At 70.5% G+C, this 21,751-nt stretch carries 19 protein-coding genes; 14 read left to right on the forward strand and 5 right to left on the reverse strand.

What is annotated here, in order from left to right; translation table 11 throughout:
• Positions 1-33 precede the first annotated feature (33 nt).
• The gene (prcA, locus tag ACZ6CL_RS16210; RefSeq protein ID WP_468936498.1) at positions 34-807 is read left to right on the forward strand and encodes a proteasome subunit alpha; all 774 of its coding nucleotides are present in this window, start codon (positions 34-36) and stop codon (positions 805-807) included.
• A gap of 57 nt (positions 808-864) precedes the next feature.
• Here the strand turns inward: prcA and ACZ6CL_RS16215 are convergent, their stop codons facing one another.
• Positions 865-1,908, reverse strand: a complete 1,044-nt coding sequence (locus ACZ6CL_RS16215) for a LacI family DNA-binding transcriptional regulator (RefSeq protein WP_468936501.1) — start codon at positions 1,906-1,908, stop codon at positions 865-867.
• Positions 1,909-2,055: 147 nt separating this feature from the next.
• Between ACZ6CL_RS16215 and ACZ6CL_RS16220 the strand changes: the two genes are divergently transcribed.
• From ACZ6CL_RS16220 to ACZ6CL_RS16270, 11 genes are all read left to right on the forward strand, one after another.
• The gene (locus ACZ6CL_RS16220) at positions 2,056-3,315 is read left to right on the forward strand and encodes an MFS transporter (RefSeq protein WP_468936503.1); all 1,260 of its coding nucleotides are present in this window, start codon (positions 2,056-2,058) and stop codon (positions 3,313-3,315) included.
• Between the two features lie 9 nt (positions 3,316-3,324).
• Positions 3,325-4,686, forward strand: a complete 1,362-nt coding sequence (pafA, locus tag ACZ6CL_RS16225) for a Pup--protein ligase (RefSeq protein ID WP_468050550.1) — start codon at positions 3,325-3,327, stop codon at positions 4,684-4,686.
• A 139-nt stretch (positions 4,687-4,825) separates the two neighbouring features.
• Positions 4,826-5,815: an FKBP-type peptidyl-prolyl cis-trans isomerase gene (locus tag ACZ6CL_RS16230; RefSeq protein ID WP_468936505.1), complete on the forward strand. Its 990-nt coding sequence runs from the start codon at positions 4,826-4,828 to the stop codon at positions 5,813-5,815.
• Between the two features lie 39 nt (positions 5,816-5,854).
• A complete protein-coding gene (locus tag ACZ6CL_RS16235) occupies positions 5,855-6,229 on the forward strand; it encodes an FKBP-type peptidyl-prolyl cis-trans isomerase (RefSeq protein ID WP_468936507.1) in 375 nt (124 codons plus the stop codon).
• 116 nt (positions 6,230-6,345) lie between these two features.
• Positions 6,346-7,311 (forward strand): helix-turn-helix transcriptional regulator, encoded by a 966-nt coding sequence (locus tag ACZ6CL_RS16240; RefSeq protein WP_468936510.1) that lies wholly within the window; start codon positions 6,346-6,348, stop codon positions 7,309-7,311.
• A 20-nt stretch (positions 7,312-7,331) separates the two neighbouring features.
• Entirely contained in the window at positions 7,332-8,291 is a 960-nt protein-coding gene (locus tag ACZ6CL_RS16245) for a helix-turn-helix transcriptional regulator (RefSeq protein ID WP_468936512.1), read from the forward strand.
• A gap of 30 nt (positions 8,292-8,321) precedes the next feature.
• Positions 8,322-8,564, forward strand: coding sequence for a hypothetical protein (locus ACZ6CL_RS16250; protein ID WP_039939485.1), 243 nt, complete (start codon positions 8,322-8,324; stop codon positions 8,562-8,564).
• 80 nt (positions 8,565-8,644) lie between these two features.
• On the forward strand, positions 8,645-8,869 hold the full coding sequence (locus ACZ6CL_RS16255; RefSeq protein ID WP_468936514.1) for a hypothetical protein: 225 nt from the start codon (positions 8,645-8,647) through the stop codon (positions 8,867-8,869).
• Positions 8,870-9,080: 211 nt separating this feature from the next.
• Positions 9,081-9,371 (forward strand): Sec-independent protein translocase subunit TatA, encoded by a 291-nt coding sequence (tatA, locus tag ACZ6CL_RS16260; RefSeq protein WP_468936516.1) that lies wholly within the window; start codon positions 9,081-9,083, stop codon positions 9,369-9,371.
• Positions 9,372-9,433: 62 nt separating this feature from the next.
• Complete coding sequence (gene tatC, locus ACZ6CL_RS16265; RefSeq protein ID WP_468936519.1) at positions 9,434-10,414, forward strand: twin-arginine translocase subunit TatC; 981 nt, start codon at positions 9,434-9,436, stop codon at positions 10,412-10,414.
• 106 nt (positions 10,415-10,520) lie between these two features.
• Positions 10,521-13,346, forward strand: coding sequence for a DEAD/DEAH box helicase (locus tag ACZ6CL_RS16270; RefSeq protein WP_468936521.1), 2,826 nt, complete (start codon positions 10,521-10,523; stop codon positions 13,344-13,346).
• Between the two features lie 29 nt (positions 13,347-13,375).
• Here the strand turns inward: ACZ6CL_RS16270 and ACZ6CL_RS16275 are convergent, their stop codons facing one another.
• The 4 genes from ACZ6CL_RS16275 to ACZ6CL_RS16290 form a co-directional block, all read right to left on the reverse strand.
• Complete coding sequence (locus tag ACZ6CL_RS16275; protein WP_468936523.1) at positions 13,376-14,638, reverse strand: IPT/TIG domain-containing protein; 1,263 nt, start codon at positions 14,636-14,638, stop codon at positions 13,376-13,378.
• Positions 14,639-14,751: 113 nt separating this feature from the next.
• Complete coding sequence (locus ACZ6CL_RS16280; RefSeq protein ID WP_468936526.1) at positions 14,752-15,543, reverse strand: IPT/TIG domain-containing protein; 792 nt, start codon at positions 15,541-15,543, stop codon at positions 14,752-14,754.
• Between the two features lie 358 nt (positions 15,544-15,901).
• On the reverse strand, positions 15,902-16,780 hold the full coding sequence (locus ACZ6CL_RS16285) for a siderophore-interacting protein (protein WP_468936528.1): 879 nt from the start codon (positions 16,778-16,780) through the stop codon (positions 15,902-15,904).
• A 47-nt stretch (positions 16,781-16,827) separates the two neighbouring features.
• Positions 16,828-17,739, reverse strand: a complete 912-nt coding sequence (locus tag ACZ6CL_RS16290; protein ID WP_468936810.1) for a 5'-3' exonuclease — start codon at positions 17,737-17,739, stop codon at positions 16,828-16,830.
• 232 nt (positions 17,740-17,971) lie between these two features.
• Here ACZ6CL_RS16290 and ACZ6CL_RS16295 point away from each other — a divergent pair, with 232 nt between their 5' ends.
• Positions 17,972-19,120, forward strand: a complete 1,149-nt coding sequence (locus ACZ6CL_RS16295; protein WP_468936531.1) for a quaternary amine ABC transporter ATP-binding protein — start codon at positions 17,972-17,974, stop codon at positions 19,118-19,120.
• Entirely contained in the window at positions 19,113-21,734 is a 2,622-nt protein-coding gene (locus tag ACZ6CL_RS16300) for an ABC transporter permease/substrate binding protein (protein WP_468936533.1), read from the forward strand. Before ACZ6CL_RS16295 ends, ACZ6CL_RS16300 begins: the two co-directional genes overlap by 8 nt.
• Positions 21,735-21,751 lie beyond the last annotated feature (17 nt).

Here is a 21,751-nt window from a genome sequence, read left to right on the forward strand (position 1 = left end):
CATTCGCCAATGACAGAAAAGGACGGGTAGCCGGTGACGACGCCGTTCTATGTATCGCCCCAGCAGGCCATGGCCGACCGCGCGGAATACGCCCGCAAGGGCATCGCGCGCGGCCGCAGCGTGGTAGTGCTGCAGTATTCCGACGGCATCCTCTTCGTCGCCGAGAATCCGTCCCGCGCCCTGCACAAGGTCAGCGAGATCTATGACCGGATCGCCTTCGCGGCGGTCGGCAAGTACAACGAATTCGAGAACCTGCGCATCGGCGGCGTCCGGTACGCCGATCTGCGCGGCTATACCTACGACCGTGACGATGTCACCGCCCGGGGGCTCGCCAACGTCTACGCGCAGACGCTGGGCACGATCTTCTCCAGCGCCGCCGAGAAGCCGTACGAGGTCGAGCTGATCGTCGCCGAGACCGGGGAAAGCCCCGCCGACGACCAGATCTACCGGCTGCCGCACGACGGATCCATCGTGGACGAGCACGGCTCGGTCGCCGTCGGTGGCAACGCCGACCAGATCAGCACCTATCTCGACCAGCGCCACCGGGACGGCATGACGCTGGCCGAAGCCCTCAAGCTGGCCGTCGACTCGCTGGCCCGGGACAACAACGGCGGTGAGCGCAGCCTCACCGCCGAGCAGCTGGAGGTCGCGGTCCTGGACCGCAAGCGGCCTCAGGCCCGGAAGTTCAAGCGCGTCCTGGGCAACCAGCTGGCCCGTCTCCTGGAGGGTTCCGGGGCCGCGGCGGAGGCCGACGCCGAGTCGGAGTCCGACGAGTCCGGCGACTCCGCGGAGTCGGGCGAGGAGTAGCCACCGGTCTGGTGCGGGTGGCCCGGCAGGGGCCACCCGCACCAGGCACCGGCGGCCTCATCCAGCCGGTGGGGCGAGGGCGCTGGAGTCCCGTACGACCAGTTCCACCGGCAGCGTCGTGTCCCCGGCCGGTTCCCCGGCCAGGACCGCCATCAGCGCCCGCATCCCCTCCGCCCCGACCTCCTGCGCGGGTAGCCGCACGGTCGTCAGCTCCGGCTCGACCGCCGTGGCCAGCGCCAGGTCGTCGAAGCCGGTGACCGACACGTCCTCCGGCACCCGCAGCCCCAGCCGCCGGACGGCCTTGCACGCGCCCGCGGCGAGGACGTCGTCGTCGCACACCAGCGCCGTGGGCCGGGGTCCCGGGCCGGTGAGCGCCCGCAGCGCAGCCCGCCGCCCCTCCTCGACGCTCAGCGCCGCGGACTCGGTGCGCAGCGCGGTGCCGGGCACCGCGCGCACCGCCCCGGCCAGCGCCCGGGCGCGCACCCGGAATGTCCAGGAGTCCACCGCCGCCGCCACATGGGCGATCCTGCGGTGCCCCAGGCCCAGCAGATGCTCCGCCGCCCGCCGCATGCCGTCGCCGATGTCCAGGTTGACCGTGGCCACCGCGGCGGCGGCCGGGTCGTCGGGGTCGCTGTCGAGCATCACCAGTGGCAGCCCGCCGCCGCGCACCGCGGCCAGCGCGTCGGCGGCCATCGAGGAGGCGATCACGCCGTCCAGCGAGGCCCGCGCCGAGTCGAAGGGGTCCCGGGCCGGGCCGACGCCCTCGGGGGACGGGTAGAGCACCACGCCGAAGCCGTGGTCTGCGGCGACCCGGGCGGCGCCGGTGTAGACCTGCGCGAAGAACTCGTTGGTCAGGGCCGGGACGACGAGCAGTACGGTCCGGGTGCGGCCCAGCCGCAGGCTGCGCGCCGCCAGGTTCGGCCGGTAGCCCAGCTCGCTCGCCGCGGCCCGCACGGCGCCCGCGGTGCGCTCCGACACCCGTCCGCGCCACTTGTCGCCCAGCACGAGGGAGACGGTCGCCTGGGACACCCCGGCGCGCCGTGCCACGTCCCGGCTGGTGACCCGCGCCGCCGCCGCGGGCGGTCCGGTCCCCTGTGCCACATCGCCTCCGCTCCATGCGTCCCCGCGGTCAGTCCGCCCGCCACGGGTGGACCTGGGACTGGCCGCCATGGTACGTATAACGACGCGTCGTTATACGTAAAACTCGATCCATGACCCACGATGCGTGATCCACCAGGAGGGGCAGCCATGGCGGCCGGTTACGGGGAACTGCTGCGCACCCGCCACGCGGCGCGGCTGCTCACCGGCACGCTGATCGGCAGGCTCCCGAACGCCACCGCCGCGCTCGCCGTGGTGCTCTTCGCCCGCGCCGAGGGCGGAAGTTACGCGCTGGCCGGGGCGCTCTCGGCCGTCTACGGGGTGGCCACCGCCGTCGGGCAGCCGCTGCTGGGCCGGGCCGTGGACCACTGGGGCCAGCCGCGGGTGATGCTCCCGGCCGCCGTGGTGTCCGCGCTCGGGATGGCCCTGTTCGCCGTCGTGGGCGTCGACCCGCTGCCGGTGGCGTACGCCGCGATGCTCGTCGCGGGGCTGTTCACACCCCCGCTGGAGGGTGGACTGCGGGCCCTGTGGCCGGACGTGCTGCGCCGCCCGGACCAGGTGCACACGGCGTACGCGCTGGACGCCGTGGCCCAGGAGGTGATGTTCGCCGTCGGCCCGCTGTTGGTCACCCTGCTGGTCGCCGGATGGTCCGAGGCGGCCGCCCTGCTGGTCATCAACGCGATGGGGGTCCTGGGCGCGCTGTCCGTCGTGGTGTCCCCGCCGTCCCGGCGGTGGCGCTCCGCGCCGCGCGAGGCGCACTGGCTGGGCGCGCTGCGCTCCTCCGGGATGCTGGTGCTGATCGGCTCGTTCTTCTTCGTCGGCACCGCGCTCGGCGCGATCGCCGTGGCCGCCGTCGCGTACGCCGACGAGCACGGCGGCGGCCTGGTCTCCAGCTATCTGCTCTCCGCGCTCGGCGCGGGCGCGCTGGTCGGCGGCGTGGTCTACGGTGCCCGCCCGTGGGCGGGTCCGCCCGAACGGCGGCTGCGGCTGCTGGTGGCCGCCCTCGCGGCCGGCTATCTGCCGCTCGTCCTGGTGCCGGGCGTCCCCGCGATGACGGCCCTCGCGGGCGTGGCGGGGGTGTTCCTGGCCCCGGCGCTCGCGTGTGCCTTCGTCGTCATCGACCGGCACGCCCCGGCGGGTACGGTCACCGAGGCGTTCTCCTGGCTGGTGACCACCTTCGGGGTGGGCAGCTCGGTCGGCGCGGCCGCCGCCGGACCCGCCGTGGAGCTGGGTGGCGTGGCCCTGGGATTCGCCGTCCCGGGAGCCGCCGGAGCGGCCGCCCTGGCCGTCCTGCTGGCCGCCCGGAGGTACCTGAAGGAGGCACCTCGGCGAACCCCGGATGGCCGCCATCCGGAAAATGATCGCAGCCATGCCGCCGAACCCGGTTTCAGAGCAGGCCATCAGGCGTAATGTTCAGGCATGGACCGCCGCATTTTCGGGCTGGAGAACGAGTACGGCGTCACGTGCACATTCAGGGGACAGCGCCGGTTGTCTCCTGACGAAGTGGCGCGGTACCTCTTCCGCCGTGTCGTCTCGTGGGGCCGCAGCAGCAATGTCTTCCTGCGCAACGGCGCCCGCCTCTATCTCGACGTGGGTTCGCACCCGGAATACGCCACACCCGAGTGCGACAACGTGACCGAGCTGGTCACCCACGACAAGTCCGGCGAGCGCATTCTCGAAGGTCTGCTCGTCGACGCCGAGCGCCGCCTGCACGAGGAGGGAATCGCGGGCGACGTCTATCTCTTCAAGAACAACACCGACTCGGCGGGCAACTCCTACGGCTGCCACGAGAACTATCTGGTGGCCCGGCACGGGGAGTTCTCCCGGCTCGCCGACATTCTCATCCCGTTCCTGGTGACGCGGCAGCTGCTGTGCGGGGCGGGCAAGGTGCTGCAGACCCCGCGTGGCGCGGTCTACTGCGTCAGCCAGCGCGCCGAGCACATCTGGGAGGGCGTCAGCTCCGCGACGACCCGCTCCCGGCCGATCATCAACACCCGCGACGAACCGCACGCCGACGCCGAGCGCTACCGGCGGCTGCACGTCATCGTGGGCGACTCCAACATGTCCGAGACCACGATGCTGCTCAAGGTCGGCGCCACCGACCTGGTGCTCCGCATGATCGAGGCGGGCACCGTGATGCGCGACCTGACCCTGGAGAACCCGATCCGGGCGATCCGCGAGGTCAGCCACGACATCACCGGGCAGCGCAAGGTGCGGCTCGCCAGCGGGCGCGAGGCGTCCGCCCTGGAGGTGCAGCAGGAGTACTACGAGAAGGCCGTCGACTTCTGTGAGCGCCGGGGCATCCGCACCGGCACCGTCGAGCGGGTGCTGGAGCTGTGGGGCCGCACCCTGGACGCGATCCGCACCGAGGAGCTGGACCGGATCGGCACCGAGATCGACTGGGTGATGAAGTACCGGCTCATCGAGCGGTACCGGGCGAAGAACAACATCACCATGTCCCATCCGCGCATCGCCCAGATGGACCTCGCCTATCACGACATCCACCGCCGCCGGGGGCTGTACTACCTGCTGGAGAAGCGTGGCCAGGCGGCCCGGGTGTGCAACGACCTGAAGATCTTCGAGGGCAAGTCGGTGCCCCCGCAGACCACTCGCGCCCGGCTGCGCGGTGACTTCATCCGCCGTGCCCAGGAGCAGCGCCGCGACTTCACCGTGGACTGGGTGCACCTCAAGCTCAATGACCAGGCGCAGCGCACCGTGCTGTGCAAGGACCCGTTCCGTTCGGTCGATGACCGGGTGGAGAAACTCATCGCCGGTATGTAGGCGGCTGTGTAGGCCGCTTGGCTGAGTCGGCGTACGCCTTATGTATGACGCGGGCCCCGTGCGTTTCTCGGACGGGGCCCGCGTCACGCCGTAAAGTGGCGCGCATTGGCCATCGCAAGATCTACCTAACGAGGACTCCGTGCGCCGACGCTCCGTACTCCTTGCCGTGCCCGCGGGCCTGCTCACGCTCGCGGGCTGCGGTGACGACAAGTCAGGATCCGACAAGGCCAAGCCCTCCCAGGAGCCGACCGGGCCCTCACCGGCACCCAGCGGGAAGATCGTGAGCGGACCGGTGCCGGAGATCACCGGTGGCAAGAAGTTCGGCGAGAAGCCGAAGGTCGCCAAGGGGAGCGGGAAGCCGTCCTCCGACCTCGCGGTCAAGACGGTGATCAAGGGCGATGGGGCGAAGACGGCCAAGGGCGACTACGTCCAGGTGAACTACCTCGCCCAGATCTGGAACACCGGCAAGGTCGTGGACAACACCTACGACAAGAAGCAGACCGCCGCCTTCCCGATCGGCAAGGGCCAGGTGCTCCCGGGCTGGGACCAGGGGCTGGTGGGCCGCACCGCCGGCAGCCGGCTGGAGCTGGCCGTCCCCCCGGCGTACGCGTACGGCAAGCAGGGCCAGCCGCAGGCGGGTATCAAGGGCACGGACACCCTGGTGTTCGTCATCGACCTCGAGGGCGCCTTCAACGCCAAGAGCTCGGCCAAGGGCAAGAAGGTGGCACAGAGCAACATCGACATGCCGAAGGTGTCCGACAACACCGACGGCAAGGCGCCCACCATCACCATCCCCAAGAAGGACGCGCCGAAGAAGCTCGTCTCCGAGTACGTCATCGAGGGCGACGGCCCCGAGGCCACGGCGAAGGACGCGCTGCTCGTCCAGTACAAGGGCGTGCTGTGGGACGGCGGCAAGGAGTTCGACTCCACGTACAAGCGCGGTGAGCTGGCCCAGTTCTCGCTGCAGCAGGTCGTCAAGGGCTGGTCGCAGGGGCTCGCCGGCAAGAAGGCCGGCAGCCGGGTGCTGATCGTGGTTCCCCCGGACCTGGGCTACGGGAAGAAGGCCCAGAAGGGCATCCCCGCCAACTCCACCCTGGTCTTCACCGTGGACATCCTGGCCGTTCTGTAGGGTGTGCGGGTTGCCCACAACGTAACGAGGAGCAATTTCGTGAGCATCGACAAGCCCGAGGTCGACTTCCCGGGCGGCGAGCCGCCGGCGGACCTGGAGATCAAGGACATCTGGGAGGGCGACGGTCCCGCGGCCCAGGCCGGGAGCGACGTCGCCGTCCACTACGTGGGCGTGGCCTTCTCCACCGGTGAGGAGTTCGACGCGAGCTACAACCGCGGCACCCCGCTGCGCATCAAGCTCGGCGTCGGCCAGGTCATCCCCGGCTGGGACCAGGGCCTGCAGGGCATGAAGGTCGGCGGACGCCGCCAGCTGATCATCCCGCCGCACCTGGCCTACGGCGACCGTGGCGCCGGCGGTGGCCGGATCAAGCCGGGCGAGTCGCTGATCTTCGTCTGCGACCTGGTCTCCGCCTGAGACTCGCGCGCGGCGTGTGCCGAGGGTCCCCGTCCACAGGCGGGGACCCTCGGCTTTTGCGGTGGCTGCCCGGAGCGGTACGGTCACGGTCGTAAGGTCAAGAAGAAAGGGCGTCGATGGCGATTGCCAAGGCCGAGCGGCTGATGAATCTGGCGCTGTGCCTGCTGGGAACCCGGCGTCCGCTGACCAAGCGTGAGTTGCGGGGCTCCATAGAGGCGTACCTCCAGTCCGACGCCGCCCATGACGAGGCGTTCAATCGCATGTTCGAGCGCGACAAGGACGATCTGCGCGAACTCGGCCTGGTCATCGAGACGGTGGAAGGCATCGAGGGCGAAGTCGGCTATATGGCCCGCCGGGACAGCAACCGCCTCCCCCCGATCACCCTGGACGCCGCGGAGGCCGCCGCGCTCGGCCTCGCCGCCAAGGTCTGGCAGCAGGCCCGGCTCGCGGGCGCCGCGAGCGGCGCGCTGCAGAAGCTGCGGGCCGCCGGGATGCCGGTCGCCGAGGACCCGTACGACACCCAGCCGCAGAGCGCGCTGCAGCCGCACATTCCGGTCCACGAGGCCGCCTTCGAGCCGCTGATGCTCGCCTGCCGCGACCGCCGCCCGGTCGTCTTCGACTACCGCAAGTCCAACGCCACCCGCCCCGAACAGCGCCAGGTCGAGCCCTGGACGCTGGAGTGCTGGCGCGGCCACTGGTATCTCGCCGGGTGGGACCGCGAGCGGTCCGCCGAGCGTGTCTTCCGGCTCTCCCGGATCACCGGCCGGGTGCGGCTGCGCTCCGGCGCGTACACCGCCGAGGTGCCCGACCACTCCACCGTGCGGGAGACCGTGGAGGCCTGGGCGGGGGAGACCGCCACCGGCACCGCTCGGATCAGGGTGCGCGCCGGGCACGGCTATCCGCTGCGGGCGAAGGCGCTCACCACCCGCACCGGGGACGACGGCTGGGACGAGCTGGAGATCCCGTACGGGCACGGACTGGACGCCTGGCTGGTGGAATTCGGCCCGGATGTGGTCGTCATGGGGCCCGGCGAGCTGCGGGCGGACGTCGTCGAGCGGCTGCGCGCCGTGGCCAAGGGCTGAGGGGACGGAACGACTTCATCATGGCCGGAAACGCTATTGACCAGACCCGCCGGATGCTGTCGCTGGTGACGTATCTGCGGGAGCGCCCGGGCGCGCGCGTCGCCGAGGTCGCCCGCGCCTTCGGCATCAGCGAGGACGAGCTGATCGCCGACCTCGATGTGCTGCCGCTGTGCGGCACCAGCTTCCGCGGCGGCGACCTGCTGGACATCGACACCGACGGCGAGCGCATCTGGTGGCACAACCCCGACGACGTCGCCGAGCCGCTGCGGCTGGCCGCCGACGAGGCCACCGCGCTGCTCGTCGCCGCCCGCGCCGTCGCCACCCTGCCCGGGCTGCGCGAGAGCGACCGGGAGGCGCTGCTGCGGGCCACCGCCAAGCTGGAGGCCGCGGCGGGCGAGGTGGCGGGCGCCAGCTCCCGCCTCTCGGTGACCTTCGAATCCGAGGGCGGTGTCTTCGCCGACGTCGACCGGGCCATCTCCGAGCGTCGCAGGCTGTGGCTGCGCTACTACTCGCCCGCGCGCGACGAGGTCACCGAGCGTGAGGTCGACCCGATCCGGCTGTTCGCCGTCGGCCACACGTATATGGAGGCGTGGTGCCGGTTGTCGGAGGCCCGCCGCACCTTCCGGCTCGACCGGGTCGTGGAGATCAAGCTGCTGGACGAGGCGTCCGACCCGCCCCCGATCGAGCTGCGTGACCTCTCCGATCCGTCCACCGGGCTGGTGCAGACCGGCGCCGAGGACCCCGAGGTGGTCGTCGAGGTCGGCCCCGGCGGGCGCTGGGTCGCCGAGTACTACCCGCATGACAGCGCGGAGGAGCTGCCCGACGGGGCCCTGCGGATCACGCTGCGCGCCCCCGAGCCCGGTAGCTTGCGGCGGCTGGCGTTGCGGCTCGGCCGGGACGGCCGGATCGTCGCGCCGCAGGGGCTCGCGGACAGCGCGCGGGACGCGGCGCGGCAAGCGCTCGCGGCCTACGGTGAGTGACGGCCTACGGTGAGTGAAGGGACGCGCGCAGTGACCGCTGGGGGGAATCCCACCTCGGTGATCTTCAAGGCCGCCTGCCCGGAGTGCCGGGGCCGGTTCGAGCTGGCAGCCGGTGCGCTGCGGCTGGCGATCGGGGCCAGTGACCGCACCACCTTCTACTCGTTCACCTGTCCCGACTGCGGCAGCGCGGTGCGCAAGCCCGCGGGGGAGCGGATCGTGGAGCTGCTCACCGGCGGCGGGGTGCGCACCCTGCGGCTGCACTCCACGGTCTGACGCCCCGCGTCCGGGCCGCCCGGCGGCGGACGTCCGACCGCCGCGGACAGGCGCCGCGGGGGCCCCGATAGGCTCGTCCCATGCTCTGGCCGATGCTCGCCCTCGCCCTCGCTTTCTGCGGAATCGCCGTCCTCGCCGTGCTCTCCGTACGGGTCTTCGCGGAGGTGCGCAGACTGGCCCGGCAGGTGTCGGACAGCTCCGCGCGGATCACCCGGGCCGCAGAGGACCTGGAGCGGGCCACGGAACCGCTGAGTGCGCAGGTGGGGGCGGTGCGCCGGGACGAGCGCGGGGCCCGTGACCACTGATCGACGGCGCCCTGCTGTGTCACAGAGAAGCGGGGTACGCTGGCTGGTCGTGGCCCTGGAATCGAGGCGGAGGGCCGCAACCAGGCGTCTGCATGGGGATTGCCCTGCATTTACCCCTGCGCGCTACGATCGCTGACAGCACGGCTGCCGGACTTTTGTCCGAACGGTCGGCAGCCCCACCCCAGCCGCCTCGGTGAGAAGGTAGACGAATATGTTCGGAAGGCTCGGCGCTACCGAGATCATCCTCATCCTGATCGTCGTTCTGCTGCTGTTCGGCGCGAAGAAGCTCCCCGACATGGCGCGCTCGCTGGGTAAGTCTGCCCGCATCCTCAAGAGCGAGGCCAAGGCGATGAAGTCGGACGGTAAGCAGGACGAGAACGCCCCGGCCGACCCGCCGAACCCGGGCCAGGACCAGGGCGCGCACCGCACCATCCAGGCGGCTCCGGGCGATGTCTCCAGCTCCCGTCCGGTCGCCGAGCCGAGCGACACCACCAAGCGCTGACCCGGGGCCACTTGAGGGCGGGGCCGACGGCCGCCGTCCGACGCACGAGATGAGGACGTGGGTTGCTCAAGTCTGCCCGCAACAAGAAGGAGAAGGACCCTGAGGGGCGGATGCCCCTCGCGGACCACCTGCGCGAGTTGCGCAACCGGTTGTTGAAATCGGTCTTGGCGATCTGCGTGATCACCATCGTGGCGATGTTCGTCTATCAGGACATCATCGATTTCCTGATGAAGCCGGTCCTGGATTCCGTCGGCTGTCCGGGCGGGACGCGAATGTCCCAGCTCTCCCAGAACAGCGAGCACGTCGAGAACGTCGGAAAGCGGTGCGCGGAGTTCACCGTGAACGGTCTGCTGTCGCCGTTCACGATCATGCTCAAGGTCTCCTTCACCACCGGCCTGGTGCTCGCCACCCCGGTCTGGCTGTACCAGCTGTGGGCGTTCCTCGCGCCCGGTCTGCACCGCAGCGAGAAGAAGTACTCGCTCTTCTTCGTCGGCCTCGGCGTGCCGCTGTTCGTCGGCGGTGCCTTCTTCGCGTACAAGATCCTCCCGACGAGCGCCAAGGTCCTCCTCGACTTCACGCCGGGCGGGGCCAGCAACCTCCTCCCGCTGGACGACTTCCTCGATCTGCTCACCCGCATGATCGTCGTCTTCGGTCTGGCTTTCGAGCTGCCGCTGCTGCTGATCCTGCTGAACTTCACCGGCATCCTCAGCGGGCGCCGGATGTTCGGCTGGTGGCGGGCCATGATCATGGGCATCACGGTCTTCGGCGCCGTGGCCACCCCCAGCACCGACCCGATCGGCATGTTCGCCCTGGCCGGGCCGGTCACCGTGCTCTACTTCGGCGCGGTCGCCATCGCCCTCGTCAACGACCGGCGCAGGGCGCGGCGCCGGGCCGCCGACCCCGACTTCGGCCTGGACGACGACGAGGCGTCGAGCCTGGACCTGACGCCGGAGGCCGTCGAGGGGACCGAGCGCGTCGCCGCCGGCGAGCTGCCCTCGGCGGACGACCCCGTGCGGCGCAACGGCTACGACGACGTCACGTAGGCGGGCCACCGGCGACGGATGACCGGGGCCCGCCGGGGTCCCGGTCCCCATCCCGCCGTAAAGATCGCGTGCGTTGTCGGAGGTGGCCGGTAGTCTCGTACATACGATGACCGACGAGCTGACTCCCGCCGAGCGCTATGCGGCCGCCCGAGTCCGGGCCGCCGAGCAGGCCACCGCGCTGGCCCCCTTCCGCGAGATGTACGCCTTCGCGCTGGACCCGTTCCAGATCGAGGCGTGCCAGGCCCTCGAAGCAGGCAAGGGCGTGCTGGTCGCCGCCCCCACCGGTTCGGGCAAGACCATCGTGGGCGAGTTCGCCGTCCACCTGGCGCTCACCCAGGGCCGCAAGTGCTTCTACACCACGCCCATCAAGGCGCTGTCGAACCAGAAGTACGCCGACCTCGTCAAGCGTTACGGCGCCGACAAGGTCGGCCTGCTCACCGGCGACAACAGCGTCAATTCCGAAGCCCCGGTGGTCGTCATGACCACCGAGGTGCTGCGCAACATGCTCTACGCGGGCTCCCAGTCGCTGCTCGGCCTCGGCTATGTGGTGATGGACGAGGTGCACTACCTCTCCGACCGCTTCCGCGGCGCCGTCTGGGAAGAGGTCATCATCCACCTCCCCGAGTCGGTGACGCTCGTATCACTGTCCGCGACGGTCTCCAACGCCGAGGAGTTCGGCGACTGGCTGGACACCGTGCGCGGCGACACCGAGGTGATCGTCTCCGAGCACCGCCCGGTGCCGCTGTGGCAGCACGTGCTGGCGGGGCGCCGGATGTACGACCTCTTCGAGGAGAAGACCGGGCGTGACGGTGACCAGGCCGGTCGCCGCGAGGTCAATCCCGATCTGGTCCGGCTGGCCCGGATGGAGAACAGCCGCCCCGCCTTCGGCCGCGACAAGCGCCGGGGGCGGAACAACATGCGGGAGGCCGACCGGGAGCGCGAGCGCCGCCAGCGCAGCCGGATCTGGACCCCGGGCAGAGCCGAGGTCATCGACCGGCTCGACGCCGAGGGCCTGTTGCCCGCCATCACCTTCATCTTCAGCCGGGCCGGGTGCGAATCGGCCGTCCAGCAGTGCCTGTACGCGGGGCTGCGGCTCAACGACGACGCGGCGCGCGCCCAGGTGCGGTCGATAGTCGAGGAGCGCACCGCGGGCATCCCCGACGAAGACCTGCACGTGCTCGGGTATTTCGAGTGGCTGGAGGGGCTGGAGCGGGGCATCGCGGCCCATCACGCCGGGATGCTGCCCACCTTCAAGGAGGTCGTCGAGGAGCTGTTCGTCCGCGGCCTGGTCAAGGCGGTCTTCGCCACCGAGACCCTGGCGCTGGGCATCAACATGCCCGCCCGCTCGGTGGTGTTGGAGAAGCTCGTCAAGTGGAACGGGGAGCAGCACGCCGACATCACCCCCGGCGAGTACACCCAGCTGACCGGGCGCGCCGGGCGGCGCGGCATCGACGTCGAGGGCCACGCGGTGGTGCTGTGGCAGCGCGCCATGGACCCGGCCGCCCTCGCGGGCCTGGCCGGGACGCGCACGTATCCGCTGCGCTCGTCCTTCAAGCCCTCGTACAACATGGCCGTCAACCTGGTCTCCCAGTTCGGGCGGCACCGCTCGCGCGAGCTGCTGGAGACCTCGTTCGCCCAGTTCCAGGCGGACAAGGCGGTTGTCGGGATCTCCCGTCAGGTGCAGCGCAACGAGGAGGGGTTGGAGGGCTACCGCGCCTCCATGACCTGCCACCTCGGCGACTTCGACGAGTACGCGCGGCTGCGCCGCGATCTGAAGGACCGCGAGACCGAGATCGCCCGGCAGGGCGCCGCGCAGCGCCGAGCGGCCGCCGCGGTGGCGCTGGAGAAGCTGCGCCCGGGCGATGTCATCCATGTGCCCACCGGCAAGTTCGCCGGGCTCGCCCTGGTGCTGGACCCGGGGCTGGCCGCCGGGCGTTCCAACGGCCACCGCGGCTTCGAGCACCAGGACGGGCCGCGCCCGCTGGTGCTCACCGCCGAGCGCCAGGTCAAGCGGCTCGCCTCGATCGACTTTCCGGTGCCGGTCGAGCCGCTGGACCGGATGCGGATCCCCAAGTCGTTCAACCCGCGCAGCCCGCAGTCCCGCCGGGACCTCGCCTCCGCGCTGCGCACCAAGGCCGGGCACCACGAGGCGCGGCGGCACCGCAAGGAGCGCTCGCGCGCGGCCGACGACACCGAGATCGCCCGGCTGCGCACCGCCATCCGCGCCCACCCCTGCCACGGCTGCTCCGACCGCGAGGACCACGCCCGCTGGGGCGAGCGCTACCACCGCCTGCTGCGCGACACCCGCCAGCTGGAGCGGCGCATCGAGGGGCGGACGAACACCATCGCCCGCACCTTCGACCGGATCTGCGCCCTGCTGACCGAGCTGGACTATCTGCGCGGTGACGAGGTCACGGACGTCGGCAAGCGGCTGGCCCGGCTCTACGGCGAGCTGGACCTGCTGGCCAGCGAATGCCTGCGGGACGGAGTGTGGGAGGGGCTGAAGCCCGCCGAGCTGGCGGCGTGCGCCTCGGCGCTGGTGTACGAGTCCCGGTCGGCGGACGACGCGCTGCCGCCCAAGCTGCCCACCGGCGCCGCCAAGGAGGCGCTGGGCGAGATGGTCCGTATCTGGGGCCGACTGGACGCCCTGGAGGAGGAGCACAAGATCAACCAGGCGGAGGGGGTCGGCCAGCGCGAGCCGGACCTGGGCTTCGCCTGGGCCGCCTACCGCTGGGCCTCCGGCCACGGGCTGGACGAGCTGCTGCGGGAAGTGGACATGCCCGCCGGTGACTTCGTGCGCTGGTGCAAGCAGCTGATCGACGTGCTGGGCCAGATCGCGGCGGCGGCCCCGGACGGCGCCGTGGCGCGCAACGCCCGCAAGGCGGTCGACGGGCTGCTGCGCGGGGTCGTGGCGTACTCCTCCGTGGGCTGAGGCGGATCCGGTCCGCCTCAGCCAGCGCATCACGACGGATCGTAGGTGAACGGCAGGGCGTTGCTGTCTCCGGCCGGGGTGTGGGCCACGACGCTCACCACCCCGGGCGGCCCGCCCGGGGTGGTGGCGACGACCTGGGTGTCCGAGACCGCGAAGAACGAGGCGGGGACGCCGCCGAAGGTCACCGAGTCGGTGTACGTGAGGTTGGCGCCGACGAGCACCACCGACTCGCCCCCGGTGTCCAGGCCGTTCGCCGGGTTGAGGCTGGTGAGGACCGGGGCGCCGAGATACGTGTAGTGCGGGTTCCCGGTCCCCGGCGAGCTGGTGCCGCCGGGCGTGGTGACGGTGACCTGGACCGTACCGGTCCCGGCCGGGGCGGTGACGGTCAGCTGGCTGTCGGAGATCACGTTGACGGCGGTGGCCGGGGTCCCCCCGAAGTCGACGGCGGTGGTGAGGGTCAGACTGCTGCCGAAGACGGTGACGGTGTTGCCGCCGGTGGCCGGGCCGAGGTGGGCGGACAGATCGGTGACGACCGGCGCGGTGATGTAGAAGTACGGCAGCGGATTGCTGGTGCCGCCCGGCGTGGTGACGCTGACGTTGACCACGGACGGCGGCCCGGCGGGCGCGGTGACGGTGATCTGGGTGGCGGTGTTGGTGAGGATGGCCGCCGCGTTGATCCCGAACATGACCGTGGTCGCGCCGGTGAGGTTGGTGCCGACGAGGGTGACGGTGTTGCCGCCGGAGGTCGGTCCTGAGGTCGGGCTGAGGCTGGTGAGGGTGGGAGCGGGGGTGGCGGCGTAGGTGTAGCCGAGGGCGTTGCTGGTGCCGCCGGGGGTGGTGACGGTGACTCCGACGCTGCCGGTGCCCGGTGGGGCGGTGACGGTGATCTGGGTGGCGGTGTTGGTGAGGATGGCGGCGGGGCTGGGGCCGAACATGACCGTGGTCGCGCCGGTGAGGTTGGTGCCGACGAGGGTGACGGTGTTGCCGCCGGAGGTCGGTCCCGAGGCCGGGCTGAGGCTGGTGAGGACGGGGACCGCGACGGTGGTGTAGGTGAAGAACACGTTCTGGGTGCTGGTCCCCGACGGCCCGGTGACCGTGACCTTGACCGTGCCGGTCCCCGCGGGCGTCCTGGCCGTGATCTGCGTGCTGTTCACGACGACCACGTTCGTGGCCAGGCTGGGGCCGAACCTGACCGCGGTGGCGCCGGTGAAGCCGGAGCCGGTGACGGTGACGGGTGTTCCTCCCGCCGGGACACCTTGGACGGGGCTGACGCTGGTCACGATGGGGGCCATGACGCTGTTTCTCCTCTCCGTACCTCCACGGCAGCGCCCTGGCCGGCAGCTGTCGGCCAGGGCGCGGGGGCGACTGTGCGGTGACGCTGTCCGCGCGAGGTTGTCCCCGGCCGTCAGGTGATGGTGAAGGCCTGGGCGTTGGAGTTTCCGCCGCAGGTGTGGACCGTGATGGTCCCGGCGCCGGTGGCGAGTCCGCCGGGCACGGTGGCCACGAGCTGGTCGTCGCTGATGGGAGTGAAGACCGCGAGGGCGGTGGCGGCGGCGCTGTCGGTGAACGTGACGGTGTCGACGCCGACGAAGGACGTTCCGTTGACGACGACGCTGTCGCCGGCCGTGCCCGACGTGGGTGCCACGGAGGTGATGACCGGCGCGAGGTAGTAGTCGACCATGGTGGTGCCCGAGGTGCTGCTGCCGCCCGCGGTGGTGATGGTCACCGCCTGGGTCGACACATCGGCGACCTGCCCCGGGTTGGCCGGTGCGGTGAACGTGACCTGGTTGGTCTGGGTGGGGGTGACCGCGACGTTGCCGACGGTGCCCACGGCGACCTGCGTCCCGGTCAGGAAGTTGGTGCCGAACAGCGTCGCCGCGCCACCCGTGGCGGCCGGGAGACAGGTGACGCTCATCCCGGTGGTCGTGGGCGTGGCGATGACGAAGAACGGCAGCGCGTTGCTGGTGGCGCCGGTGTTGCTGGCCACGCTGACGGCGACCTGGCCGGAGCACGGCGCCGTGGAGGGCACGACGAAGGTGACCTGGGTGGCGGTGACGCCGGTCGGGGCGACCGCCGTCGACCCGAAGTTCACGCGGGTGGTGGTGGCCATCGCGGTGCCGTTGATCTGGACGGTGTCCCCGGGTTTGCCTTGGTTGGTGGTGGTCGTCGTGTCCACCAGCGAAGTGATGGTTGCCATGATCCTTCTCCTTCGATGTGCCGCCTCGCCGGGGGCGCGGAGAGCAGGCCGACGGCGGACGCGCTCCGCGGCCGCGGAGGACGTCCCGGTGGGCGGGAAGGGCGGGTGAAAGACCCGTCGGGATGAAGCGACTCGGCGCCGCGTTCGAGGGGCGCCGTCAATCTCGCTGCTTCCGATTTAAGCCATCGGGTGAAGGGGGCGGAAGGTGGAACTGGAGCAACCAGGAATTCATGTGTAAGTAGGGTTAAAGCCTGTTAATAGACTTTTTCTGCCGTTGTGCGCCCCCACCGAAGCGAAGGCGGGTGGGTGGACGTCCCTGCCGTCCACCCACCCGCCGTACGCGTGCCTGTGCGGTGCCCTACGCCGCGGCCTCCTCGGACCGCGCGCCCTCCTGCTCGGCCTCCACCTGCTGGTTCCACTCCCGCTTCGACGCCTGCCAGCCGTCCTCGTTGTGGCCGCGCCGCCAGTAGCCGGAGATGGACATCCACTCGCGCGGCACCTCGCGCTCCATCCGCAGATAGCGGCGGATCTCCTTCACGAAGCCCGCCTCGCCGTGCACGAACGCGTGCACCTGACCGGCCGGGAACTCCAGCCCCCGGACGGCCGCCACCAGCGCCTCGCCGACCGGCGCGGTACCACGGTGCAGCCACACCACCTCGGCCCCGTCGGGCACGGCCAGCTTGTGCTCCTCCTCCGGGCCCTCGACCTCGATGAAGGCGTGCACCGGAGCGCCGCCCGCGCCTTGCGGCCGGTGGGTCAGCCGCTCCAGCGCGGCGGCGATCGCGGGCAGCGCGCTCTCGTCACCGGCGAGCAGATGCCAGTCGGCGTCCTCGCGCGGGGCGTACGCGCCGCCGGGCCCCTGGAAGTAGATCTCCTCGCCGGGTCGCACCCGCGCCGCCCACGGCCCGGCCAGGCCCTCGTCGCCGTGGACCACGAAGTCGAGAGTCAGCTCGCGGGCCTCCGGGTCCCAGGCGCGCACCGTGTACGTACGGCTGACCGGCCACTGCTCGCGCGGGAACTCCTCGCGGATCCGCTCCATGTCGAACGGCTCGGGATAGGCCACGCCCTCGGCGGGGAACAGCAGCTTGACGTAGTGATCGGTCCACTCACCGGCGCTGAAATCGGCGAGACCGCCACCACCGAGCACGACCCGCACCATGTGAGGGGTCAGCCGGTCGGTGCGCACCACCTGTGCTCGGTGCGGCCGCGGACGCTTACGGGCCGGACGTTCCGCCATGGCGGTCTCCTTGATCGACAATAGTTAGGTTAAGCTAACCTAACACTTTATTCCTCAAGGGTGGAGAGCAGTCGCCTCAAGGATCCCCCTAGTCCCCAGCGCTCCGCGAGCGCGTCCACCGCGCGCGGATCGCGCGGCGCCCGCGGTACGGCGGCGTCGAACGGGGGCAGCGGGACGTCCGAGGCGACGCGGACCACCTTAGGGGCGACCGCGAGATACGGCCGCGCCTCGTCCAGCCGTTTGCGCTGGGTCGGGGTCAGCTTGGAGCCGGGGTCGTCGACCGCGGCCATGATCCCGGCCAGGTCGCCGTGGGCGGCCAGTAGCTTGGCGGCGGTCTTCTCGCCGACCCCGGGGACCCCCGGCAGGCCGTCGCTCGGGTCGCCGCGCAGCAGCGCCAGGTCCGCGTACCCGCCGCCGTCCACTCCGTACTTCTCGCGCAGCAGGGCCTCGTCCACCAGCTGCAGCGTGCCGACGCCCTTGACCGGGTAGAGCACCCGCGCCCGGCGCTCGTCGCTGACCAGCTGGAAGAGATCGCGGTCGCCGGTGACGATGTCGACCGGCCCGGCCGCGCGCCCGGCGAGCGTGCCGATCACGTCGTCCGCCTCGTAGCCCGCCGCGCCCACCCGGGCGATACCGATCGCGTCCAGCACCGCGTCGATCACCGGGATCTGCGGGGAGAGGGTGTCCGGAACCTCCTCCTGGTCCACCTCGGCCCCCGCCGGGGCCTCCTCGGCGACCCGGTGTGCCTTGTACGTGGGGATCAGCTCCACGCGCCAGGCGGGGCGCCAGTCGAAGTCCATACAGGCCACCAGATCGTCCGGGCGGTGGTCCTGGACGAGCCGGGCGATGAAGTCGAGCAGCCCGCGTACGGCATTCACCGGAGTGCCGTCCGGAGCCCTGACCGAATCAGGCACCCCGAAATAGGCGCGGAAGTACAGAGAAGCGGTATCGAGAAGCATCAGGCGTCGGGTCACGCCTCGATGATGCCGCACTCCAGTGACACCGCCGGACTGGGAATGTGAGCTGGATCACCGTATGGTTTACGCCATAAGGAGCGGGGCAGGCGCGCAGCCGGAGCGAAGCACTTGCGCAGTCAACTATTGCGTGGGGCATGCGGTCCGGTGCCGTGCTGTTCCACGACCTGCCGGCGGGGGTGGCGGGTCGTTTTTTGGTGCGATCTGAGAGGTATATGTGTCCAAACTGCGAGTCGAGCATCTGTACAAGGTGTTCGGCAGAAGACCCGATGAGGCGGTAGCCGATCTCGAGGGCGGTGCGGACCGCGAGAAACTGCGTGCGGAGGGTACGACGGCCGCGGTCGTCGACGCCTCCTTCGCGGTCGAGGCGGGCCAGACCTTCGTTGTCATGGGTCTGTCCGGATCCGGGAAGTCCACGCTGCTGCGCATGCTGAACGGGCTGCTGGAGCCGACCGCCGGACGCGTCCTCTTCGACGACGACGACCTCACCGCGCTCAGTCCGCGCGATCTGCGCCAGGTGCGCTCCCACAAGATCAGCATGGTCTTCCAGCACTTCGCCCTCTTCCCGCACCGCACTGTGCTGGAGAACGCCGGGTACGGCCTGGAGGTCCAGGGCATACCGGCCGAGGAGCGCGTGAAGCGCGCCACCGAGGCGCTGGAGATGGTCGGGCTGGCCGGCTGGGAGAAGTCCTGGCCCGACGAGCTGTCCGGCGGTATGCAGCAGCGCGTCGGCCTCGCCCGCGCCCTGGCCACCGACGCCGACGTGCTGCTGATGGACGAGTCCTTCAGCGCGCTCGACCCGCTGATCCGCCGCGATATGCAGGACCAGCTGGTCCAGCTGCAGAAGCGGCTCAAGAAGACCATCGTCTTCATCACCCACGACCTCAACGAGGCCATGCGCCTCGGCGACCGCATCGCCGTCATGCGCGACGGCCGGATCGTCCAGATCGGCACCGCCGAGGACATCCTGGTCACCCCGGCCAATGACTACGTCGCCTCGTTCACCCAGGACGTCGACCGGTCCCGGGTGCTCACCGCCGGGGCGATCATGTCCGATCCGGCCGAGGTGCTGGGCACCACCGCCGACGACGGCACGCCGCTGCGCACCGAGCAGGACGTGCTGGACGCCGCCCCCGCCACCGTCGGCACCAACACCCCGATCGCCGAGCTGTTCACCCCCTGCTCGCGCAGCGGCACCGCGGTCGCGGTGACCAACGGTGACGGCGCCCTCGTCGGCGTCGTCGCGCGAGGGCGGCTGCTCGCCGTCCTCGGCGACGGGGATACCGGTGGCGACGGCGCGACACCGCCGTCCCCGGGTACTCCGGACGCACCCGAGTCCGCGAAGAAGGTGATCACCGGTGCCTAGGCTCGAACTCGGCGACTGGATCAATTCCGGCGTCAACTGGCTCCGTGACAACCTGAGCTGGCTCTTCGACTTCATCTCCTCCGTCGTGCAGGGCATGTACGACGGGGTGAACTCGGTGCTCAGCGCGCCCGAGCCGCTGCTGTTCGCGGGCATCCTCGCGGTGCTCGCCTGGTGGCTGCGCGGGCTGCTGCCCGCCGTCCTCGCGTTCCTCGGCTTCGCGCTCATCGATTCGATCGAGCTGTGGGGCGAGGCGATGAACACCCTCGCGCTCGTGCTGGTCGCCGGTGTGATCACCATCGTGTTCGCGGTGCCGCTCGGCATCTGGGCGTCCCGCAACCGCGCCGTGAGCGCGGCGATCCGCCCGGTGCTGGACTTCATGCAGACGATGCCCGCCTTCGTCTACCTGATCCCCGGCATCTTCTTCTTCGGCCTCGGGGTCGTCCCCGGTGTCGTCGCGACCGTCATCTTCTCGATGCCCCCGGGCGTCCGCATGACGGAGCTGGGCATCCGCCAGGTCGACGCGGAGCTGGTCGAGGCGGCCGACGCCTTCGGCACCCATCCGCGCCGCACCCTGATGCGCGTCCAGCTGCCGCTGGCCCTGCCCACCATCATGGCGGGCATCAACCAGGTGATCATGCTGGCGCTGTCCATGGTGGTCATCGCCGGTATGGTCGGCGCCGAGGGCCTGGGGTCCACGGTCTTCCAGGCGATCAGCTCCGTCGACGTGGCCATGGGCTTCGAAGGCGGTATCGCGGTCGTCATCCTGGCCATGTACCTGGACCGGATGACCAGCGCGCTCAATCAGCGCGTCTCCCCGCTCGCCCGCCGCGCGCTGGCCAAGGAGCGGGCCAAGGCGCTCAGCGGTTCGCGGGTGCTCCACTGGCGGCCCGCGACCTCGGTCGCCATGGTCGGCGTGGTCGTCCTGGCCCTGGTCGCCGGTGGCATGAAGATGTTCGCCAGCGACGACACCGGCCCCACCGTCTCCGCCAACGTCGGCAAGGGCCAGTCGGTCAACCTCGGCTACATCAACTGGGACGAGGGCATCGCCTCCACCTTCCTGTGGAAGGAGCTGCTGGAGGAGCGCGGCTTCAAGCCCAAGGTGCAGTCGTACGACGTCGGCGCCCTGTGGACCGGCATGGCCTCGGGCAACATCGACCTGCAGACCGACGCCTGGCTCCCGGCCACCCACGCCTCGTACTGGGCGAAGTACAAGGACAAGCTGGAGAACCTCGGCTCCTGGTACGACAAGACCTCCCTGGAGGTCGCGGTCCCCTCGTACGTCAAGGGCGTGAAGTCCCTCGACGACCTCAAGTCCAAGTCCGGCACCTTCCAGAAGAAGATCATCGGCATCGAGCCCGGCGCCGGTGAGATGAAGCTGATGCAGGACAAGGTCATGCCGGGCTACGGCCTGGACAAGGACTACCAGCTGGTCAAGGGCTCCACCGCGGCGATGCTCTCCCAGCTGGAGCGCTCCTACGCCAAGAAGGAGCCGATCGCGGTCACCCTGTGGTCCCCGCACTGGGCGTACGACAAGTACAAGCTCACCAAGCTGAAGGACCCCAAGGGCGCCTTCGGCGAGGGCGACCACATCGACACGATCGCGCGCAAGGGCTTCTCGAAGAAGAACCCGCAGATCGCCAAGTGGATGAAGAACTTCAAGCTGAGCGAGAAGCAGCTCACCAGCCTGGAGGCGGCCATCCAGGACGCCGGTAAGGGCAAGGAGCAGCAGGGTGTGCGCGCCTGGCTGAAGGACAACCCGGGCATCGCGAACAAGCTCGCCCCGGCGCCCGGCGGCGCCGACCAGAAGGGCAAGGACGCGGGCGCCGCGCCGAAGATCGGCTACTTCCCGTGGGACGAGGACATCGCCACCACGTACCTGTGGAAGAACGTCCTGGAGAAGCGCGGCTACAAGCCGTCGATCAAGCAGTACGACGTCGGCTCCATGTTCACCGGGATGAGCACCGGGCAGATCGACGTCGAGTTCGACGGCTGGCTGCCGGTCGCCCAGAAGCAGTACTGGGACAGATACAAGAAGAACCTGGTCGACGTCGGTCCGTGGTACGACAAGACCTCGCTTGAGATCGCCGTCCCGTCGTACGTCAAGGACGTGAAGTCCCTGGCCGACCTCAAGGGGAAGGCCGACCTCTTCAAGGGCAAGATCGTCGGCATCGAACCGGGCACCGGCGAGATGAAGATCCTCAAGAGCAAGGTGCTGAAGCAGTACGGCCTGGACAAGGAGTACACGGTCTCCGACGGCTCCTCCCCGGCGATGCTGGCGCAGCTGGAGCGCAGCTACGCCAAGAAGGAACCGGTGGCCGTCGTCCTGTGGACCCCGCACTGGGCGTACAGCAAGTACAAGCTCACCAAGCTGGCGGATCCGGACAAGGCCTTCGGGGCCAACAACCAGCTCCACACGCTCGCCAACAAGTCCTTCCCCAGCAAGTACCCGGAGTTCAACGGGTGGCTGAAGAAGTGGCACATGACCGAGAAGGAGCTGGCGACACTCGAACAGGCCGTGCAGGACGCGGGCAAGGGCAACGAGGAGGAGGGCGTCCAGAAGTGGATCGACGCCAACCCCGGCATCGTCGACAAGATGGCGCCGGTCAACCCCTGACCTCAGCCCCAGAGTGG

The sequence above is a fragment of the Streptomyces sp. NPDC041200 genome (assembly GCF_055591805.1).

Excerpts from the sequence above, each read along its gene's own strand:
- ACZ6CL_RS16220 (WP_468936503.1), top strand. The coding sequence starts at position 2,056 with ATGGCGGCCGGTTACGGGGAACTGCTGCGCACCCGCCACGCGGCGCGG.
- pafA (WP_468050550.1), top strand. The coding sequence starts at position 3,325 with ATGGACCGCCGCATTTTCGGGCTGGAGAACGAGTACGGCGTCACGTGC.
- ACZ6CL_RS16240 (WP_468936510.1), top strand. The coding sequence starts at position 6,346 with ATGGCGATTGCCAAGGCCGAGCGGCTGATGAATCTGGCGCTGTGCCTG.
- ACZ6CL_RS16245 (WP_468936512.1), top strand. The coding sequence starts at position 7,332 with ATGGCCGGAAACGCTATTGACCAGACCCGCCGGATGCTGTCGCTGGTG.
- ACZ6CL_RS16255 (WP_468936514.1), top strand. The coding sequence starts at position 8,645 with ATGCTCTGGCCGATGCTCGCCCTCGCCCTCGCTTTCTGCGGAATCGCC.
- tatA (WP_468936516.1), top strand. The coding sequence starts at position 9,081 with ATGTTCGGAAGGCTCGGCGCTACCGAGATCATCCTCATCCTGATCGTC.
- ACZ6CL_RS16270 (WP_468936521.1), top strand. The coding sequence starts at position 10,521 with ATGACCGACGAGCTGACTCCCGCCGAGCGCTATGCGGCCGCCCGAGTC.
- ACZ6CL_RS16275 (WP_468936523.1), bottom strand. The coding sequence starts at position 14,638 with ATGGCCCCCATCGTGACCAGCGTCAGCCCCGTCCAAGGTGTCCCGGCG.
- ACZ6CL_RS16280 (WP_468936526.1), bottom strand. The coding sequence starts at position 15,543 with ATGGCAACCATCACTTCGCTGGTGGACACGACGACCACCACCAACCAA.
- ACZ6CL_RS16285 (WP_468936528.1), bottom strand. The coding sequence starts at position 16,780 with ATGGCGGAACGTCCGGCCCGTAAGCGTCCGCGGCCGCACCGAGCACAG.
- ACZ6CL_RS16290 (WP_468936810.1), bottom strand. The coding sequence starts at position 17,739 with ATGCTTCTCGATACCGCTTCTCTGTACTTCCGCGCCTATTTCGGGGTG.